This window comes from Pedococcus sp. P1_H8, from assembly GCF_056405175.1.
In genome coordinates this window covers 68153-85920 of record NZ_JBFUCP010000005.1, presented here as the reverse complement: position 1 = coordinate 85920, position 17768 = coordinate 68153, and the positions used below count along the sequence as shown (strand labels likewise).

At 71.1% G+C, this 17768-nt stretch carries 19 protein-coding genes; 11 read left to right on the top strand and 8 right to left on the bottom strand.

Going from position 1 to position 17768, the window contains the following annotated elements; all coding sequences use genetic code 11:
• Positions 1–8: 8 nt before the first annotated feature.
• A complete protein-coding gene (locus AC1DYG_RS09235; RefSeq protein ID WP_477639568.1) occupies positions 9–1511 on the bottom strand; it encodes a leucyl aminopeptidase in 1503 nt (500 codons plus the stop codon).
• A 95-nt stretch (positions 1512–1606) separates the two neighbouring features.
• Between AC1DYG_RS09235 and gcvT the strand changes: the two genes are divergently transcribed.
• Genes gcvT through AC1DYG_RS09220 form a run of 3 tightly spaced genes read left to right on the top strand, consistent with a single transcriptional unit; the run spans position 1607 to position 4188 of the window.
• Positions 1607–2713, top strand: a complete 1107-nt coding sequence (gcvT, locus tag AC1DYG_RS09230; RefSeq protein WP_477639567.1) for a glycine cleavage system aminomethyltransferase GcvT — start codon at positions 1607–1609, stop codon at positions 2711–2713.
• A gap of 35 nt (positions 2714–2748) precedes the next feature.
• Complete coding sequence (locus AC1DYG_RS09225) at positions 2749–3222, top strand: OsmC family protein (protein ID WP_477639566.1); 474 nt, start codon at positions 2749–2751, stop codon at positions 3220–3222.
• A gap of 60 nt (positions 3223–3282) precedes the next feature.
• Complete coding sequence (locus tag AC1DYG_RS09220) at positions 3283–4188, top strand: LLM class flavin-dependent oxidoreductase (protein ID WP_477639565.1); 906 nt, start codon at positions 3283–3285, stop codon at positions 4186–4188.
• Between the two features lie 8 nt (positions 4189–4196).
• Here AC1DYG_RS09220 and AC1DYG_RS09215 read toward each other — a convergent pair whose 3' ends face one another.
• Entirely contained in the window at positions 4197–5792 is a 1596-nt protein-coding gene (locus tag AC1DYG_RS09215) for an ABC transporter ATP-binding protein (protein ID WP_477639564.1), read from the bottom strand.
• A gap of 23 nt (positions 5793–5815) precedes the next feature.
• Between AC1DYG_RS09215 and AC1DYG_RS09210 the strand changes: the two genes are divergently transcribed.
• Positions 5816–6031, top strand: a complete 216-nt coding sequence (locus AC1DYG_RS09210) for a hypothetical protein (protein WP_477639563.1) — start codon at positions 5816–5818, stop codon at positions 6029–6031.
• 27 nt (positions 6032–6058) lie between these two features.
• On the opposite strand, the gene AC1DYG_RS09205 is transcribed toward AC1DYG_RS09210, so the two are convergent.
• Positions 6059–6640, bottom strand: coding sequence for a DUF3043 domain-containing protein (locus tag AC1DYG_RS09205; protein ID WP_477639562.1), 582 nt, complete (start codon positions 6638–6640; stop codon positions 6059–6061).
• Between the two features lie 209 nt (positions 6641–6849).
• Here AC1DYG_RS09205 and AC1DYG_RS09200 point away from each other — a divergent pair, with 209 nt between their 5' ends.
• Positions 6850–8214 carry a M20/M25/M40 family metallo-hydrolase gene (locus AC1DYG_RS09200; protein WP_477639561.1) on the top strand — a complete coding sequence of 455 codons (1365 nt, stop codon included), beginning with the start codon at positions 6850–6852 and terminating at the stop codon, positions 8212–8214.
• A 51-nt stretch (positions 8215–8265) separates the two neighbouring features.
• On the top strand, positions 8266–9519 hold the full coding sequence (locus tag AC1DYG_RS09195; protein WP_477639560.1) for a saccharopine dehydrogenase family protein: 1254 nt from the start codon (positions 8266–8268) through the stop codon (positions 9517–9519).
• Between the two features lie 115 nt (positions 9520–9634).
• Here AC1DYG_RS09195 and nadA read toward each other — a convergent pair whose 3' ends face one another.
• The gene (nadA, locus tag AC1DYG_RS09190) at positions 9635–10840 is read right to left on the bottom strand and encodes a quinolinate synthase NadA (RefSeq protein ID WP_477639559.1); all 1206 of its coding nucleotides are present in this window, start codon (positions 10838–10840) and stop codon (positions 9635–9637) included.
• A gap of 65 nt (positions 10841–10905) precedes the next feature.
• Here nadA and AC1DYG_RS09185 point away from each other — a divergent pair, with 65 nt between their 5' ends.
• Positions 10906–11685: a maleylpyruvate isomerase N-terminal domain-containing protein gene (locus tag AC1DYG_RS09185; RefSeq protein ID WP_477639558.1), complete on the top strand. Its 780-nt coding sequence runs from the start codon at positions 10906–10908 to the stop codon at positions 11683–11685.
• A 27-nt stretch (positions 11686–11712) separates the two neighbouring features.
• On the opposite strand, the gene AC1DYG_RS09180 is transcribed toward AC1DYG_RS09185, so the two are convergent.
• The gene (locus AC1DYG_RS09180; RefSeq protein ID WP_477613245.1) at positions 11713–11934 is read right to left on the bottom strand and encodes a hypothetical protein; all 222 of its coding nucleotides are present in this window, start codon (positions 11932–11934) and stop codon (positions 11713–11715) included.
• Positions 11935–12073: 139 nt separating this feature from the next.
• Here AC1DYG_RS09180 and AC1DYG_RS09175 point away from each other — a divergent pair, with 139 nt between their 5' ends.
• Positions 12074–13240: a glycerate kinase family protein gene (locus AC1DYG_RS09175; protein ID WP_477639557.1), complete on the top strand. Its 1167-nt coding sequence runs from the start codon at positions 12074–12076 to the stop codon at positions 13238–13240.
• Positions 13241–13336: 96 nt separating this feature from the next.
• Positions 13337–13729, top strand: a complete 393-nt coding sequence (locus AC1DYG_RS09170) for a HesB/IscA family protein (protein WP_477617684.1) — start codon at positions 13337–13339, stop codon at positions 13727–13729.
• Positions 13730–13815: 86 nt separating this feature from the next.
• Here AC1DYG_RS09170 and AC1DYG_RS09165 read toward each other — a convergent pair whose 3' ends face one another.
• Positions 13816–14541 carry a flavodoxin family protein gene (locus tag AC1DYG_RS09165; protein WP_477639556.1) on the bottom strand — a complete coding sequence of 242 codons (726 nt, stop codon included), beginning with the start codon at positions 14539–14541 and terminating at the stop codon, positions 13816–13818.
• Positions 14542–14613: 72 nt separating this feature from the next.
• Here AC1DYG_RS09165 and AC1DYG_RS09160 point away from each other — a divergent pair, with 72 nt between their 5' ends.
• Together AC1DYG_RS09160 and aat are read left to right on the top strand one after the other, a co-directional pair.
• Positions 14614–15600 (top strand): carbohydrate kinase family protein, encoded by a 987-nt coding sequence (locus AC1DYG_RS09160; protein WP_477639555.1) that lies wholly within the window; start codon positions 14614–14616, stop codon positions 15598–15600.
• A 14-nt stretch (positions 15601–15614) separates the two neighbouring features.
• Complete coding sequence (gene aat / locus AC1DYG_RS09155; RefSeq protein WP_477639554.1) at positions 15615–16304, top strand: leucyl/phenylalanyl-tRNA--protein transferase; 690 nt, start codon at positions 15615–15617, stop codon at positions 16302–16304.
• 9 nt (positions 16305–16313) lie between these two features.
• On the opposite strand, the gene AC1DYG_RS09150 is transcribed toward aat, so the two are convergent.
• Entirely contained in the window at positions 16314–16574 is a 261-nt protein-coding gene (locus AC1DYG_RS09150; RefSeq protein ID WP_477639553.1) for a sulfurtransferase TusA family protein, read from the bottom strand.
• Positions 16571–17764: an aminotransferase class V-fold PLP-dependent enzyme gene (locus tag AC1DYG_RS09145; RefSeq protein WP_477639552.1), complete on the bottom strand. Its 1194-nt coding sequence runs from the start codon at positions 17762–17764 to the stop codon at positions 16571–16573. The genes AC1DYG_RS09150 and AC1DYG_RS09145 overlap by 4 nt, the downstream gene beginning before the upstream one ends.
• Between the last annotated feature and the right edge of the window lie 4 nt (positions 17765–17768).

Sequence of the window (17768 nt, the reverse complement as noted above, 5' to 3'; positions counted from 1 at the left end):
GTGAGGTGTCAGCCGGCGTAGCCCTCGACGAGGGTGAGGAGGGTGCCGACGCCGTAGCCTGTGGCGCCCTTCGGGGTGTAGCCCCACGCGGACCCCTCGTTGAACGACGGCCCGGCGATGTCGACGTGTGCCCACGGCGTGCCCTGGGTGACGAACTCCTGCAGGAAGAGACCGGCGGTGAGCATCCCGCCCCACCGCTCGCCCTTGTGGGCGAGGTCCGCCACGCTGGAGTCGAGCTGGCTGCGCAGGTCGCTGGGCAGCGGCATCGCCCAGGCCGCCTCGCCTGCGGCGGCGGCTGCACCGCCGACCCGGTCGCGGAAGGCGTCGTCGTTGGCCATGATCCCCGCCACGCGGCCGCCGAGGGCGACCATCTGGGCCCCGGTCAGGGTGGCGATGTCGACGATGGCGTCGGGCTTGGCCTCACCGGCCAGGCAGATGCCGTCACCCAGGACCATCCGTCCCTCGGCATCGGTGTCGAGGATCTCGACGGTGGTGCCGTTGCGCATCGTCACGACGTCGCTGGGGCGTTGCGCGGTGCCGCTGGGCATGTTCTCGGCGAGGCAGAGGTAGCCGGTGACCTTGACCGGCAGCCCGAGCTGGGCAGCTGCCAGGACCGTGGCGGCCACTGCGGCGGCCCCGGCCATGTCGGACTTCATCGTGAGCATCCCGGTGGCGGGCTTGAGGTTGAGGCCGCCCGAGTCGAAGGTGATGCCCTTGCCGACGAGCGCCACCGAGGCCGTGGCCCTCGGCGGGTTCCACGTCAGGGTGACCATCCGCGGCGGGTTGACCGAGCCCTGGCCGACCCCGACGATGCCGCCGAAGCCGCCCTTCTCGAGGGCCTTCTCGTCGAGCACCTTGATGGTGACCTTGGCGGTCGCGGCGGCGTTGCGCGCCTTCACGGAGTCTGCGAACGACTGGGGGAAGAGCTGGTTCGGGGGAGTGTTGACCAGGTCGCGGGCATAGGCCTTCGCATCCGCCAGGATGCCCGCGCGGGTTGCCGCGGCCTTGACAGCCTTGACGCGCGCCTCCGAGGTGGCGACGGTGACCGTCGTGATGCCCTTGGTGGGCTTGGCCGCGGGGCCGCGCACGCCGGCATACCGGTAGGCGCCGAGCGCAGCGCCCTCGGCCACGGCGGCAACGGACTCGGCACCGGCGGTGGGCAGCGCGACAACGACCTTGGTCGCGTTCTTGAGCGACCTGGAGGCGGCGCCGGCAGCGCGCCGCAGCACCTCGTGGTCGAACGACGTCGTCCGGGCGGTGCCCTTGCCCAGACCGGTGAGGACCACTCGCGGGGCGGCGACGCCGGGCACGGCCGCGATGGTGAGCACCTCGTCGGCGGCACCCGTGGCGTGCAAGGCCGCGAGCTGGGCGGCGACGTGGGTGGCGGCGGGCCGCGGCAGTCCGTGGCCTGCGGCCAGGGCCGCCTTGCCGTCGGAGTCGACCGTGGCAAGGACGAGGGCGTCGGCCTTGAGGTCGTGGGCGGGGCGGTCGGAGACGTTGACGGTCGTCACGTACTCATCCTTCGTATCGGGGCTGGTGGCACCTGCTGGTGCGCAGGATAGCCGGGCCGTGTGCGGTGCAGGTGGAGGGCGGTAGCGTTCGGAGCATGAGCGACGGAGCCCTGAAGACCTCACCCCTGCATGACCGGCACGTGGCCCTTGGGGCCAAGATGGCCGACTTCGGCGGCTGGGAGATGCCCATCGAGTACCCCGGTGGAGGGGTCGTGCGCGAGCACTCGGCGGTGCGTACCTCGGTCGGCATCTTCGACGTCTCCCACCTGGGCAAGGCTCGCGTCTCCGGGCCCGGGGCCAAGGACTTCGTGAACTCCTGCCTGGCCAACGACCTGGGCCGCATCCACGAGGGCAAGGCGCAGTACACGTTGTGCTGCAACGACTCCGGCGGGGTCGTCGACGACCTGATCGCCTACTTGCGCAGTGACGACGACGTCTTCCTCATCCCCAACGCTGCCAACACCGGCGCGGTGGTGGAGCTGCTCGCTGCGGCGGCCCCCGAGGGTCTGACGGTGGAGAACCTCCACGAGGGCTATGGGGTCATCGCCGTCCAGGGCACCAGGAGCGACGAGGTGCTCGAAGCGCTGGGACTGCCCACGGGCCACGAGTACATGTCCTTCGTCGAGACCGACTGGAACGGCCACCCGGTCATCGTCTGCCGCACCGGCTACACCGGCGAGCGTGGCTACGAGCTGGTGCCGGCGTGGGAGGTCTCGGCCCAGCTGTGGGACGCCCTCCTCGAGGCGGCGGCGCCCTACGACGGACTGCCCTGCGGCCTGGGTGCCCGGGACACGTTGCGCACCGAGATGGGGTACGCCCTGCACGGCAACGAGCTGTCCCCGACCATCACGCCCGTCCAGGCGCGGGTGGGCTGGGCGGTCGGCTGGAAGAAGGAGTCGTTCTGGGGCAGGGACGCGCTCGTCGCCGAGAAGGCTGCCGGACCCGCGCGGGTCGCCTGGGGGCTGCTGGCCACCGGTCGCGGCATCCCTCGCGCGCACTGTGCCGTCAAGGTCGGCGACGAGGTCGTGGGTGAGGTCACCTCCGGTACCTTCAGCCCGACGCTCAAGAACGGCATCGCCCTGGCCCTGCTCGCGCCGACCGTCGCCGAGGGCGACGACGTCGTCATCGACGTCCGCGGCCGCGAGGTGACCGCCACGGTCGTGAAGCCGCCGTTCGTGCAGGTCGACGTCCGCGAGGACTGAGACGGCGCGCGCCAGAGATTCGCAGGGGACTCGGTATGCCGGACAAGGAGTTTCGCGGGCACGTGTACTCCGCGCGGGTCGAGTGGAGCGGGTCCACGGCCGGGGGCTACCGCGCCTATCCGCGGGCCCACACGGCGTGGACGCCACCTGCGAGCGAGGGCTTCGACCTGAGTGCCGACCCGCACTTTCGTGGTGACCCGGACCTGCCCAACCCCGAGCAGCTGCTGGTCCTGTCGGCCTCGTCGTGTCAGCTGCTGTCGTTCCTCGCCGTCGCTGCCCGCGGCGGCGTTGACGTCATCGGCTACGCGGACGACGCGTCGGGGGAGATGCCCGACGACCTCGTGCCGCAGCGGATCACGCGCATCGTGCTGCGGCCGGTCGTGACGGTCGCGGCGGGGACCGATCCGGCGCTGGTCCTGCGAATGACCCACGAGGCCCACGACGAGTGCTACATCGCCAACTCGCTGACCACGCAGGTCGTCGTGGAGCCCGAGATCATCGTGGGCTGACCCGCGGCCCAGGGCTCGGACTGCCACGGGGCTGTCGGGGGTCGGGCGTAGTTTCGTGGGATGCGATACGGCTTCGTCGTCCCCTTCGCCGATGCCCGTGAGTTCGCCGAGGTGGCGGCGCTCGGTGAACACCATGGCTGGGACGCCGTCTTCACGTGGGAGAGCCTCTACGGCGAGCACGCCTGGGTGACCCTGGCCGCAGCGGCGATGGCGACGTCGACCATCCGGCTGGGGACCCTGCTCACGCCGGCCAGCCGACACCGGCCGTGGGATCTCGCGTCGATGGTCAGCTCCGTCGACCGGCTCAGCGGTGGCCGCGTGGTCATGACGGTCGGGCTCGGCGCTCTGCACCCCGGGTGGACCCGGTTCGAGCGCGACGAGGGCCGGGCGGTGCGCGCGCAGAAGCTCGACGAGTCGCTGGCCGTCTATCGCGGGCTGCTGTCGGGCGAGCCGTTCACCCACGACGGGGTGCACTATCCGGTCGGGCCCGTAGGCCGTGGCGCCCCACCGCTGCCGCCACCACCCACTCAACGTCCGCATCCACCGGTGTGGGTGGTGGGGGCCTACCTGCCGGGGCGACGCAGGCAGCCGTCGCTGGAGCGCGCCGCGCGGTGGCAGGGGCTGCTCCCCACGGTCGCGGTGCCCGACGCCAAGCCAGGCAGCCCGCACCTGACGCTGGAGTCGGTGGCCGAGGTGCTCGACGCCGTGCGCCGGTTGCGCGAGGAGGCCGGGCTGCCGTGGGACGGCTACGACGTGGTGATCGAGGGCGACAGCACGGGGGAGTTCGTCAGGTCGGCGGGCACCCCGGAGCAGTGGGCGGAGATCGGCGCGACGTGGTGGATCGAGAGCTGGTGGAGCGTCGCACCCGGTGCGGCCGGGCTGGCCGAGATCCGCCGACGCGTGGAGGCCGGTCCGCCCAGCCCGACGACGATGTCGCAGACGAACGGGCTGGCCGACGACGAGTAGCCGACGAGCTAGCCGATGACGTCCGAGACCCGGAGCAGGGGCAGCGGATGCATCACCTTGGCGACCTGCGGCGCGAAGGCCGGCGAGTCGCTCAGGATGCGACGGGCGGGACCATCGGCCACCACCTCCCCTTCGGCGAGGATGACCGCCCTCGTCGCGACCTCGGCCGCCAGCTCGACATCGTGTGTGGCCAGGATGACGGTGCTGCCAGCGACGGCCAACTGCGTCAACAGGGAGGTGAGGCGGGCCTTGGCCGCGTAGTCCAGTCCCCGGGTGGGTTCGTCGAGCAGGACCACCTCGCTGCCGCGAGCCAGCACCAGGCTCAGGGCCACACACATCTTCTGGCCCTCGGAGAGCTGGGCGGGGTGGCGCTCGCGGGCCAGTCCCGGGACCAGACGCTCGAGGACGGCTGCACCCGACCCCGGCGAGAGGGCGAACGCGGCATCGTTGGCGGTGAGCTGGTGGTCGACAGGGGAGTCCGTCAGGAGGGCACCCGGGTCCTGCGGCGCGAGGGCGGACTGGCCCGAGAGGGTGGCCCGTCCCGACGTCGGCTCCAGGCTCCCGTCGATGGCGGCCAGCAGGCTCGACTTGCCGGCCCCGTTGCGGCCCATCAGGACGACCACCTCGCCCGCGCCCACCTCGAGGGTCACCGTGCGGAGCGCGACGACCTGCCCGCGGACCAGGCTGAGCCGGCGCACCTCGACTCGTCCCTCGGCTGGCACGTCGATTCGCGCGTCGTTGACGTCGATGGCACGGTCGAGCGTCATTCCGGCGCCGTCCTCGAGGGCAGCGCGCAGGTCGCGAGCCTGTCGCCGGGCGGCCCGGACGGAGAGGGGGACCGGGATCCAGCCGAGCCGGAGGCCGAGCTCGACCACGGGGGGGCGGATGGCTGAGCGGGCCATCGCCGCCGCCGGGTCGAGCGGGCCCGTGACTCGACCGGCCTCGACGAGGAGGACGGAGTCGGCGTGGTGCACCACCCGCTCGAGCCGGTGCTCGGCGACGACGACGGTGATGCCGACGTCGTGGACGAGGCGGTGCAGGATCGCGAGGACCTCCTCGGCCGCCACGGGATCCAGCGCCGACGTGGGTTCGTCGAGGACCAGGACCCGAGGTCCGGCAGCCAGAGCCACGCCAATGGCCACCCGCTGCTGCTGGCCGCCGGACAGGGCGACCACCGGGCGACTCCTGAGGTCCGCGAGGCCGAGCAGGTCGAGGGTCTCCTCGACCTGTCGCTGGCCGCCATGCGGGTCGTCCGCGCGCGGTCGCACGCCTGCCGCGATGGCGGACTCCACCGTTCCGGCGCTCAGGCTGGCTGCGGGATCCTGTCGAACCAGTCGCACCATGGCTCGGCGCGGGTCGGCGACCGCCTCCCGCAGGTCTCTGCCGCCGACCAGCACGCGGCCGGTCTGGGTGACCTCGGGGCCCGCGCAGGCGTCGGAACCGACGCCCGTCGCCGGGTTGGATAGGCACCGCAGCAGTGAGGTCTTGCCCGATCCGGTCGGTCCGACCACGAGCACCAGCTCACCCTCGGGGATCGTGAAGGAGGCGTCGCGCAGGGCCGGCTCTCCGGCATACGCGATGGTCACTGCCTCGAACACGATCACGGGCCGAACCCTAGAGTGGAAGCATGAGCGATGCGTGGACCTGGACCTACCTCGATGCCGAGGGCAACCCCTTGACCGGCGACAAGCTCGTGACGACCGCGTTCCCGTCGCAGTCGGACGCCGAGAACTGGTTCGGCGAGTCGTGGCACGAGCTCACCGACCTCGGTGTCGACGCGGTCAACCTGTTCCACGAGGGCGTCCTCGTCTACGGACCGATGAGCCTGCGCGCCGCCGAGTAGCTGCCGAGAGGCAGTCCCGGACACGCCTCAGGCGGGGTACTCGCCGCGCTTGACGAGGGCCTTCGGCATGCGCGAGCGCCGGAGCTGGAAGCCGCGCATCACGGCGTACATCGCCAGCCCGCGGCCGACCTTGTCCGCACCGAACTTGGCGACCAGCAGCTTCTTGAGCCGCCGCCACATGAGGAAACCGTCGATGACCGCCACCAGCAGCAGGGCGTAGACGCCGATCGAGACCGCGGCGAACACGGCCGGGATGCGGATGAACGACAGCGCGAGCACCACGATCATCACGGGAAGCATGAACTCGCCGACGTTCCAGCGGGCGTCGATGTAGTCGCGGATGTAGCGGCGCACCGGTCCCTTGTCGCGAGCGGGGAGGTGGGCGTCGTCGCCGGTAGCCATCGCGGCTCGCTGCTTGAGCTGGGCCTCGCGGCGCTTGACCTTGTCGGTGTCGCGGGCGGCCTTGCGGTCGGTCACCACCAGCGGGCGCCGGTTGGCCGCCTCCTGGTCTTTGCGCTTGGGCGTGGGCCGGTTCTTGGCACCCTCGCGGGGGGCATGAGCGACCGATGCGGCCTGCTGCTCGTTCAGGGTCTTGTTACGTCCAAACACGTGTTCACTGTATGCCGTGTGGTGGCCTTCCCCTGAATCGCGCGACCCTCGACCCCAACTTCTGCTAGCAGGGTTTGGCTCGCTCAGCAGAGGTTGCACCGTGCGCTGAGCGAGCCAACCTGCGCTGAGCCAGCCAGTCTGCGCTGGGGCCAGCCGGCCGCGCGGCCTACCTCGAGGTGGTTGCGCAGCCACGCGTTAGGCTCGCCGACGTGACCGACGACGTACTGACGACCGACCAGATTTCCGCCCTCAAGACCACTGTCGCGGGCCTGATGCCCGGCCTGCGCAAGGACCTCGAGGACCTCACCCGCATCCCGAGCGTGAGCCTCGACGCGTTCGACCAGGCCCACGTCGAGGCGAGTGCGGACGCCACCGCCGCCCTGCTTCGGGCCGAGGGGCTCGACGTCGAGATCGTGCGTGAGGGAGGTCGCCCGGCGGTCATCGGGCACATCGACGGGCCTGAGGGCGCGCCCACCGTCATGCTCTACGCCCACCACGACGTGCAGCCCCCCGGAGACGACAAGGACTGGGACAGCTCGCCGTTCGAGCCGACCGAGCGCGATGGCCGCCTCTACGGGCGCGGCGCCGCCGACGACAAGGCCGGCATCATGGCTCACCTCGCGGCCCTGCGCGCCCACGCCGGAAACCTGCCCGTCGGGGTCACCGTCTTCGTCGAGGGGGAGGAGGAGATCGGCTCCGACTCGCTCCCGACCCTCCTGGAGAAGCACGGCGAGAAGCTGCGCGCCGACGCCATCGTCCTGGCCGACTCCACCAACTGGGCCATCGGCGAGCCGGCGCTCACCACCACCCTGCGCGGCCTGATCCGCGTGGTCGTCACGGTGACGACCCTGGACCACGGAGTGCACTCGGGCATGTTCGGTGGCGCAGTCCCGGACGCCATCACGCCGCTCATCCGCATCCTGGCGACGCTGCACGACGACGCCGGTGACGTCGCGATCGCCGGGCTCAAGTCAGGCAAGGCAAGCGACCTGGAGTTCGACGAGGCACGGTTGCGGGAGGAGTCCGGTCTGCTCGACGGGGTCGAGGTCATCGGCACGGGCACCCTGCTCGACCGCATCTGGACCAAGCCGACCGCCACGGTCATCGGCATCGATGCACCCTCGGTCGCCAAGTCCTCCAACACCCTGGTGCCCACCGCCAGCGCCAAGGTGTCCATCCGGCTGGCCCCCGACGAGGTGCCGATGGAGGCGTATGCCGCGGTGCAGCGTCACATCGCGGCCAACACCCCGTGGGGTGCCAAGGTCGAGGTCCACCTCGACGACCAGGGCGCCGGCTTCGACGCCGACGCCAACGGACCCGTCTACGACCAGGCGCGCGCCGCCTTCACCGATGCCTGGGGAGTCGAGCCGGTCGACATCGGCGTGGGCGGCTCGATCCCCTTCGTCGCGTCGTTCGCGGAGAAGTTCCCCGACGCAGCGATCCTCGTCACCGGGGTCGAGGACCCCGACACCCGGGCCCACGGCGCCAACGAGTCGCTGCACCTGGGGGAGTTCGAGAAGGTCTGCGTCGCCGAGGCCGTGCTGCTCGCGCGGCTCGGCGCCATGCCTCGCTGACAGCAGCATGCCGCGCTGAACGATCCCGACCCGAGCGAACGGAACCCCCTCATGAGCGAAGCCACGAACGCCGCCCGCCCCCACGACGTCGTCATCTTCGGGGCTACCGGCTTCGTCGGACGGCTCGTCGCGGAGTACCTCGCCGAGCAGGCGCCAGAGGGTGTCCGGATCGCCCTGGCCGGCAGGTCGCGTCAACGGCTGGAGGAGGTTCGGGCCGCGTTGCCGGCTCGCGCCCACGACTGGCCCCTGGTCACCGCTGACGTGGCCGACCCGACGTCCTTGCGACAGATGGCCGAGTCGACGACTGCCCTGGCCTCCACGGTCGGTCCCTACCTGCGCTACGGCGTCCCGGTCGTCCAGGCGTGCGCGGACTCGGGCACCCACTACGCGGACCTCACCGGCGAGGTCCTGTTCGTCCGCAAGGCAATCGACGCCGTCGAGGCGCGGGCGCGGGAGACAGGTGCGCGCATCGTCACGGCCTGCGGCTATGACTCGATCCCCTCCGACCTCGGTGTGCTGTTGCTGCACCAGCGTGCGGTCGCCGACGCTGCCGGGGGACTGCTCGACACGACGCTGCACGCCAAGTCCAAGGGCGGCCTCAGCGGCGGCACCATCGACTCCTCGCGAGCCCAGCTCGAGGCAGTGGGCGAGGACCGGGCGTTGCGCAAGGTCCTCTTCGACCCCTATGCCTTGAGCCCGGACCGGGCCGCCGAGCCCGACCTCGGCAAGGAGCGTGATCCGAGGTCAGTGTTCGCCGACTCCGAGACCGGCGAGTGGGTCGGACCGTTCGTCATGGCTGGGTTCAACACGCGAATCGTCAGGCGCAGCAACGCTTTGCGCGACCACGCCTACGGTCGGCTTTTTCGCTACCGCGAGGTCAGCGCCTATGGCAGGGGACTGCGTGGCCGCCGCCGGGCCACCGTCTTCACCGCCGCGATGGGCCTGGCCTTCGCCGGTCTGGCCAACCCTCGCACGCGTCCGATCTTCGACCGCCTGGCCCCGTCGCCGGGCGAGGGTCCCAGTGAGCAGAACCGCCGGTCCGGCTGGTTCTCCATGAAGATCCGCACCACCACCGAGACGGGCCGGCGCTACCTCGCGACGGTGTCGGCCCAGGGCGACCCCGGGTATGCCGCGACGGCCGTCATGCTCGGGGAGTCCGCCCTGTGCCTGGCGCTGGACAGCGAACGGCTTCCGCCGGCTGCAGGGGTGCTCACGCCAGCCACTGCGATGGGCGACGCCCTCGTGGAGCGGCTGCGGGCCCGCGAGTTCGTGCTGACCGTGGACGAGCTGTCCGACCGCCCCTGAAATCTCGAGTCGGGCTGCCCGTCCACGGAAACCGGTGCCACTCTGCCGGATCGCAGAATCCCTGCGAACCATCCAGTCTGCGCCGGTATGCGTGCGATGGCCTCCATCACGTGGACTAGTCCTTGGAAGTCTCTCCAGGCAGCGCCAGCATCTGGTCGAGGGCCACCCGGGCGAAGTGGGCGACCTCGTCATCGACCTTGATCGCGTTGACCACCCGGCCGGCCACGAGGGACTCAAGAGTCCAGACGAGGTGGGGCAGGTCGATGCGGTTCATGGTGGAGCAGTAGCAGACGTTCTTCTCCAGGAACGAGATCTGCTGTCGCGGGAACAGCGTCCCCAGCCGCCGCACCAGGTTGAGCTCGGTGCCGACCACCCACTTCGTGCCGTCGGGGGCGGCGGCGATGGTCTGGATGATCTTCTCGGTCGAGCCCACCTCGTCGGCGGCCTCGACCACCTCGTGCTGGCACTCGGGATGGACGATGACCTTGACGTCAGGGATCTCCCGTCGCGCCTGTTCGACGGCAGCCAGGCTGAACCTGCCGTGCACTGAGCAGTGCCCCCGCCACAGGATCATCGTGGCGCCCTGGAGCTCCTGGCGGGTCAGGCCACCCATCGGCTTGTGGGGGTCGAACACGACGCAGCCGTCGAGCGAGCCGCCGAGGTCGCGGACGAAGGTGTTGCGGCCCAGGTGCTGGTCGGGCAGGAAGAGCACCTTGCCGCCATCGCCTGCCTGGTCCAGCGCCCAGGTCAGCGCGGTCTTGGCGTTCGACGACGTGCAGATCGTGCCGCCGTGCCGACCGGTGAAGGCCTTGATCGCGGCCGATGAGTTCATGTAGGTGACCGGGACGGTGACGTCGGCGACACCGGCCTCGACCAGGTCGTCCCAGCAGTCCTCGACCTGCCGGATGGCCGCCATGTCGGCCATCGAGCACCCGGCGGCGAGGTCGGGGAGGATCACGGTCTGGCTGTCGCCGGTGAGGATGTCGGCGGACTCGGCCATGAAGTGCACGCCGCAGAAGACGATGTAGGGCGCCTCGGGCCGGGCCGCCGCGTCCTTGGCCAGCTTGAACGAGTCTCCGGTCACGTCGGCGAACTCGATGACCTCGTCGCGCTGGTAGTGGTGACCCAGCACGAAGACCCGGTCGCCGAGGGCGGCCTTCGCCGCGCGGGCGCGCTCGACCAGGCCGGGGTCGGACGGGGCTGGCAGGTCGCCAGGGCATTCGACCCCGCGCTCGGTGTGCAGCTCCGTGCCACGCCCGAGGACGAGCAGCGGCAGGGGAGTGGTGGGTCGGGAGTCCGACTGCGTCACAGGGGTGCTCACGTGCTCGATCGTATGCCGTGAACGACCGGATCCGGACGGGCGGCCCGTGCCCTAGGGTCGCCGCCATGGACGACGCACACCTCGTGGAAGCACTGCACGTGGCCACCACGGCCATGGTCGGCACCGTTAGTGCCGCCGACCCGCAGGCGTCCGTGCCCGCCTGTCCGGGCTGGACCGTCACCGACCTCGTCGACCACCTGGGCCGGGTGCACCTGTGGGCTGCGCACTGCGCGCGCACCGGATCGCAGCCGGATCGCTACCCGCGTCGGGACCGCGAGCAGCCGTTGCCCGACTGGTATGCCGCGTGCGCCGAGACGATCGTGACCACCCTGGCCGGGCTGCCGGCTGACCACCCCTCGTGGAGCTTCTCGGCCGTGCCGGGACACCAGGACGTCCGGTTCTGGCGACGTCGGCAGTTCCACGAGACGACGGTGCACCACGTCGACGCGCTGCAGGCGTGCGGTGTGCTGCCGACCACCGGACTCGTCGACACCGTCCCCGGCCTGACGACCGAGCAGGCAGCCGATGGGGTTGCCGAGGTCTTCGAGGTGATGGCGCCGCGGAGCCTGGTCCGGCACGCCGACCGTTCGCCTCTGGAGGTGATCCCGGCCGCCGAGCCCATCGCCTTCTCCTGCACGGACACGAACGCCTCGTGGACCGTGCACATCGTCGACGGAGCGGTCCGCGTCGTCGACGCTGTGGCGCAGGAGGCGGTCGCCCGGGTCAGTGGACCGGCGTCGCACCTCTACCTTGCGCTGTGGCACCGCGCTGACTCAGCGGTGCTCGAGACCGAAGGGGACGAGGCTGCCGCCCGCCGGCTCCTGAGTGCTGCGTTGGTGCCCTAGGGGTGGCCGGATCCAGAGCGGGTGGAGCTAGAGCGGGTGGATCTTGCTGCTGGACATCGCCACGCTGACGGTGTTCTCGCCGAACTTCACGTGGATGCGGTCGCCGGTGATCTTGACGACCGATCCGAGCCCGTGGCGGTCGTGGGTCACCCGATCGTTGACTGCGAAGTCCGGGATGTCCGGCACCGGAGCGGCCCGGAACGGGCTGTTCGGCAGATGCGGCTTCTTGGCGGGCTGACGGGGGCGCATCCATCCATTGTGGACCTGTTTTGCCCCTCTGGCCTCCACGTCGCACAGGAATCAGCCCAGCGCGTGCTCAGCAGCACGGAAGAATGGGAGGGAGGAAACCCGCCGTGGCGCTCAGCGCCCGGGCTGGAAGGATGGCTGCGTGCACGTCGTCATCGCGCCGGACTGCTTCACCGGCACCCTCACCGCCCAGCAGGCCGCCCGGGCCATCGCCCACGGATGGGCCGCCACCGCGCCGCACGACCTGCTGACCTTGCGTCCGCTCTCCGACGGCGGTCCGGGGTTCCTCGACGTGCTCGCATCGGCGCTCCCCGAGGCACAGACCCTGGCCGTGACCGTCGCCGACCCGCTGGGTCGTGACGTGCCGGCCGCAATCCTGGTCGCGGCCACGGACGGTGACCGCACGGCATACCTCGAGTCGGCGCAGGCGGCTGGGCTGCACCTGCTCGCCGCCGACGAGCGGAACCCCGCTCTGACCAGCACGTGGGGAGTCGGCCAGCTCGTCGACGCGGCCCTGCGCGAAGGCGCGACACGGATCGTCGTGGGCCTCGGCGGCAGCGCCACCAACGACGCTGGCGCGGGGATGCTCGCGGCCCTCGGCGCCGGCGCACCGCACGACCTCGCCCGGGGTGGACTGGCCCTGGCCGACATCTCCGACGCGGCCCTGCCGGCGCTCGCGGCCACCCGCGAACGCTTCCGCGGTGTCGAGCTGGTCCTTGCCACCGACGTCGAGTCGCCGCTGCTCGGGCTGCAGGGCGCCAGTGCGGTGTTCAGCCCGCAAAAGGGCGCCTCTCCCGAGATCGCCCAGGCCCTCGAGGGGGCGCTGGGACGGTTCGTCGAGGTGGTCCGTCGCACGCTGCCGGAGCAGACCGACCTCTTGACCGGTGCGAGCCGCCGCCTCGACAAGGCGCCGGGTGCGGGCGCTGCGGGCGGCCTCGGCTACGGGTTGTCCCTGCTCGGGGGCACCAGGGTCAGCGGGGTGGCCGAAGTCCTCGAGGCAGTGGGTTTCCGGGACCTGCTGCGCGCTGCCGACCTCGTCGTCACGGGGGAGGGGTGCTTCGACTGGCAGAGCCTGCAGGGCAAGGTCGTGGCCGGGGTCGCCGCGATGGCGCTCGAGACGGCGACGCCGAGCGTCCTCATTGCCGGCCAGACCCTCGTGGGGCGCCGCGAGGCAATGACCCTCGGGTTGTCGGGCAGCTACGCCGTGGCGCAGACCCCCGCACAGGTCGAGGCGGCCATGTCCGATCCGGTCGGGACCCTCGCGGCGCGCGCTGCCCGGGTGGCGGCCACCTGGTCCCCTCGGAGCTGACCACGTCGTACAGTAGGACGTGCGCGGGGAACATTTCGCGAGAACCGCAGGTTGGCACTGGTGGCCAACCTCCACCGACATGAAGGACTCATCACCATGAGTGTTCAGGACCAGACCGCCACGGCGACGACCGCCGACGCGACCGAGGCGCCTGCCGAGGCCACGCACGGCGTGCTCCTCTCCGATGTTGCTGCCGCCAAGGTCAAGTCCCTGCTCGAGCAGGAGGGCCGTGACGACCTGCGCCTGCGCGTCGGCGTGCAGCCCGGTGGCTGCTCCGGCCTCATCTACCAGCTCTACTTCGACGAGCGCACCCTCGACGGTGACCTCGTGCGCGACTTCGACGGTGTCGAGGTCGTCGTGGACCGGATGAGCGCGCCCTACCTCGTCGACGCGAGCATCGACTTCGCCGACACGATCGAGAAGCAGGGCTTCACCATCGACAACCCCAACGCGGGCAGCTCCTGCGCCTGCGGGGACTCCTTCAGCTGATCCAGCACAGCAGCTGATCCAGCACAGCAGCTGAACCACGCAGAGGAGGGCCCGTCACCATCGGTGACGGGCTCTCTCTGCTGTGCTCAGCGGTACTCGGGGTTGGGGTAGTCGAACCGGGCGCCCGCATCCCACTCGGTGCGCTGGTTGCCGCCCACGGGAAAGCCTCCCGCTGACTTCAACATGGCCGCCAGGTGCATCAGGTTCCACGTCATGAACGTCGTGTTCCGCTGGGTGAACTCGTTTTCCGGACCGCCACTGCCGGGGTCGAGGTAGGAAGGACCCGGACCGGCTTCACCGATCCACCCGGCGTCCGCGGCCGGCGGGATGGCGTAGCCGATGTGCTGCAGGCTGTAGAGGATGTTGGACGAGCAGTGCTTGATGCCGTCCTCGTTGCCGGTGATGATCGCCCCGCCGACCTTTCCGTAGTACACGTACTGGCCGGATGCGTTGGTCATCGACGACCCCGCGTAGAGGCGCTCGATGACCTGCTTGGTGATGCTGGAGTTGTCGCCCAGCCAGATGGGCCCCGCGAGCACGAGGATGTCGGACTCGATGATCCGGGCGAACAGCGTCGGCCACTCGTCGCGTTCCCAGCCGTGCTCGGTCATGTCGAGGTAGACGCCCGTGGCGATGTCGTGGTCCACCGCCCGGATCACGTCGACGTCGACCCCGTGCTTGCGCATGATGGCGGCGCTGATGTCGACCAGACCCTGGGTGTGGCTCTGCTCCGGCGACCGTTTGAGCGTGCAGTTGACGAAGGTCGCGCGCAGGCCGCTGAAGTCGAAGGCGCCGATCTCGGGTTCACTCATGGAGGTGACTTTGCCGGGTTCGGGCGCCACCGGCAACCGTCATTCGGCGGCCGGCACGGTAGGTTTCCCACCGTGCAGATAGCCATCACGGGTTCCATTGCCACCGACCACCTGATGACCTTCAAGGGCAGGTTCCGCGACAGCCTCGTCGTCGAGCAGCTCGACAAGGTCTCGCTGTCGTTCCTCGCGGACGACCTCGAGGTGCGCCGCGGGGGCGTGGCGGCCAACATCGCGTTCGGGATGGCCAACCTCGGCCAGCGCCCGATCCTCGTGGGGGCCGTCGGTGAGGACTTCGGTGACTACCGCAGCTGGCTCGAGCGGCACGGCGTGGACTGCGCATCGGTGCACACCTCGGAGTCCAAGCACACTGCGCGCTTCGTCTGCACGACAGATGAGGACATGGCCCAGATCGCGACGTTCTACGCCGGCGCGATGAGCGAGGCCCGGGGCATCGAGCTCGGCCCCATCGCTGAGCGCGTCGGCGGGCTCGACCTGGTGCTCATCGGCGCCAACGACCCCGAGGCGATGCTGCGCCATACCCGCGAGTGCCGCACGCGCGGCATACCGTTCGCAGCCGACCCGAGCCAGCAGCTCGCCTTCGCAGACGGCGACACAATTCGCCAGCTCATCGACGGCGCCGACTTCCTGCTCACCAACGAGTACGAAGCCGCGCTCACTGAGCAGAAGACCGGCTGGAGCGCCGGGGAGATCGCCGATCGCGTGCACACCCGCGTCATCACGCGGGGCAAGGACGGAGTCACCATCGAGCGCAAGGGTGAGGACCCCATCGACGTGTCGGTGGCCCGCGAGGTCCGGCGCGCCGACCCCACAGGCGTGGGTGATGCGTTCCGCGCGGGCTTCCTCACCGGTCTCGCGGCAGACCTGGGGCTGCGGCGCTCCGCCGAGCTCGGGTCGATGATGGCGACCTACGTCATCGAGACCGTGGGCACCCAGGAGTACACCCTCGGCAAGAAGAGCTTCCTGCAGCGCCTGTCAGATGCGTACGGCCAGGAGTCGGCCGACGCCATCGAACCCCACATCGCCTGCATCGCCCCCTAGGACCGAGCGCACCCGTGGCGACCGACCCCGTCGAGCCCCTGCCGACCACGTGGGTGTTCGACCTCAGCGAGGTCGATGACGGCGAGGACATGGTCGCGGTCGGTGGTGACCTGCGGGCAGGGACCCTCGTCGAGGCCTACCGCAGCGGTGTCTTCCCGATGGGGTTGGGCGAAAACGGTGCGAGGCCGCTCGGGTGGTGGTCACCCGATCCTCGAGGCGTGCTGCTGCCTGGCGGGGTCCACGCCAGTCGATCCCTGCAGAAGTCGTTGCGACGCTTCGAGATGCGGGTGGACACCGCCTTCCGCCAGGTCGTCGAGGCGTGCGCCGACCCGCGCCGCGACGGGCGGTGGATCACCGAGGAGATCGCCGACGCCTACATCGAGCTGCACGCCCTGGGATGGGCTCACAGCATCGAGACGTGGCAGGACGGTGAGCTCGTGGGCGGCCTCTACGGGATCACCGTCGGCGGACTGTTCGCGGGCGAGTCGATGTTCCACCGGGTGACCGACGCCTCCAAGGCGGCGGTGGTCGCCACCGCGGGGTACGTCTTCGCCGACGGCGACCCGCGACGGCTCATCGACGTGCAGTGGGCCACCGACCACCTGCGCAGCCTGGGTGTGGTGACGGTGTCCCGTCACGACTACCTGCGCCGGCTCGAGGACGCCGTCGACCTGGCTCCACCGACCTTCGGTGCCGCCCCCTGAGGTCAGGCCTCAGGACGCCAGACGGACCCGGTATGCCGCGTGGGCGCCGTCCGCAGGCACCTCACCGAGGTAGTCCTGACCGCGCATTCGGCACCAGGCAGGGATGTCCGCCCTGGCAGCCGGGTCCGTGGCCCACACCTCGACCACCGCCCCTGGGGGCGCGTCGCGGGCGGTCTGTGCCAGGCGGATGACGGGCAGGGGGCAGCGCAGGCCGCGTGCGTCGACGACGAGCTGTGGGGACTCTGTCGGGTCGTCTGGGGTCGCGGTCACAACCGGTGTGCTCCGAGCTCGGCCCGGACGGAGGCGACCACGTCGGCGATGACCGCGCAGAAGGCGTCGACCTGGGCGGCCCGGTCAGGAGCCACCGCGGCGAGGGGCAGGGCGAGGCGGACGTTGCCATGCGTCAGGGCGCCCATCGCCGCGAGGACGTGGCTGGGTTCGAGGGTGCTGGCCGTGCAGGCCGACCCCGATCCCACGCCGAAGCCGCGCCGGTCGAACTCGCGGACGAGGGCCTCACCATCGGCGTAGAGGGCCGAGAAGGTCAGGATATGGGGGAGTCGGTCCACCTCGTCGCCCACGACCTCGACATCGGGCACCGCTGCCGCAGCGACCCGGATCCGCTCCACGAGACGGAAGGCCTCGGTGGCATCGGCCTCGCGGACCGACTCGGTCTGCTGCCAGGCCTCCGCGGCAGCCAGGGCCAGCGGCACCCACGGGGTGTGCCGGGTCGGGCCGCTCAATGCGGCGTCGGGGTCCGGGGCGCCCGGCAGCAGCCATCGGGAGCGTTCGGGCAGCACGACCAGCCCCAGGCCACCGGGACCACCCCACGACTGGGCGTCGCCGGCGAGGGCGTCATACGACGTGGGGCGGGCCATCCGTCCCAGCGAGGCCTGGGCGTCGACGGCGAGCGGCAGCCCGGCCGCCTGACAGAGCTCCCAGGCCCGTTCGAGCGGCTGCACGGTGCCTACCTCGCCGTTGGCGTGCTGGAGGGCGGCAGCCACGGTGTGGGGAGCTGTGATCGCCCGGGCCCACGCCTCGAGGTCCACCCGACCAGCACCGTCCACCCCGACCGTCGCGAACGACGCCGGGTCACCGGCGGAGTCGGCCGCGTGGCGGCCTGCGACGAGGACCGCCGAGTGCTCGACCGCGGAGGCGACGACGCGCGCCCCACGACGACGCGCGGCATACCGGAAGCCGTCGACCATCCAACGGACGGCGCTGGGGCCGTCGGGAGCGAACGCGACCTCCGACGGTCGGACCTGCAGGCCTGCCGCGAGCACTTCGCGGGCCTGGTCGAGCAGTCGGCGCGCGGTCCGCGCCTCACGGTGCAGGCGGCGCGGATCGGCCCACCCGGCATCGATCGCGGCGACGAGGGTCTCCCTGGCGCGGGGGTGCATCGGGCCGGGTGCCGCATCGAGGAACGCGCGGTCGGAACCGTCGTCCGGGGAGGGGTTCGCCACACCC

Excerpts from the sequence above, each read along its gene's own strand:
- gcvT (WP_477639567.1), top strand. The coding sequence starts at position 1,607 with ATGAGCGACGGAGCCCTGAAGACCTCACCCCTGCATGACCGGCACGTG.
- AC1DYG_RS09225 (WP_477639566.1), top strand. The coding sequence starts at position 2,749 with ATGCCGGACAAGGAGTTTCGCGGGCACGTGTACTCCGCGCGGGTCGAG.
- AC1DYG_RS09220 (WP_477639565.1), top strand. The coding sequence starts at position 3,283 with ATGCGATACGGCTTCGTCGTCCCCTTCGCCGATGCCCGTGAGTTCGCC.
- AC1DYG_RS09210 (WP_477639563.1), top strand. The coding sequence starts at position 5,816 with ATGAGCGATGCGTGGACCTGGACCTACCTCGATGCCGAGGGCAACCCC.
- AC1DYG_RS09195 (WP_477639560.1), top strand. The coding sequence starts at position 8,266 with ATGAGCGAAGCCACGAACGCCGCCCGCCCCCACGACGTCGTCATCTTC.
- AC1DYG_RS09185 (WP_477639558.1), top strand. The coding sequence starts at position 10,906 with ATGGACGACGCACACCTCGTGGAAGCACTGCACGTGGCCACCACGGCC.
- AC1DYG_RS09180 (WP_477613245.1), bottom strand. The coding sequence starts at position 11,934 with ATGCGCCCCCGTCAGCCCGCCAAGAAGCCGCATCTGCCGAACAGCCCG.
- AC1DYG_RS09170 (WP_477617684.1), top strand. The coding sequence starts at position 13,337 with ATGAGTGTTCAGGACCAGACCGCCACGGCGACGACCGCCGACGCGACC.
- AC1DYG_RS09165 (WP_477639556.1), bottom strand. The coding sequence starts at position 14,541 with ATGAGTGAACCCGAGATCGGCGCCTTCGACTTCAGCGGCCTGCGCGCG.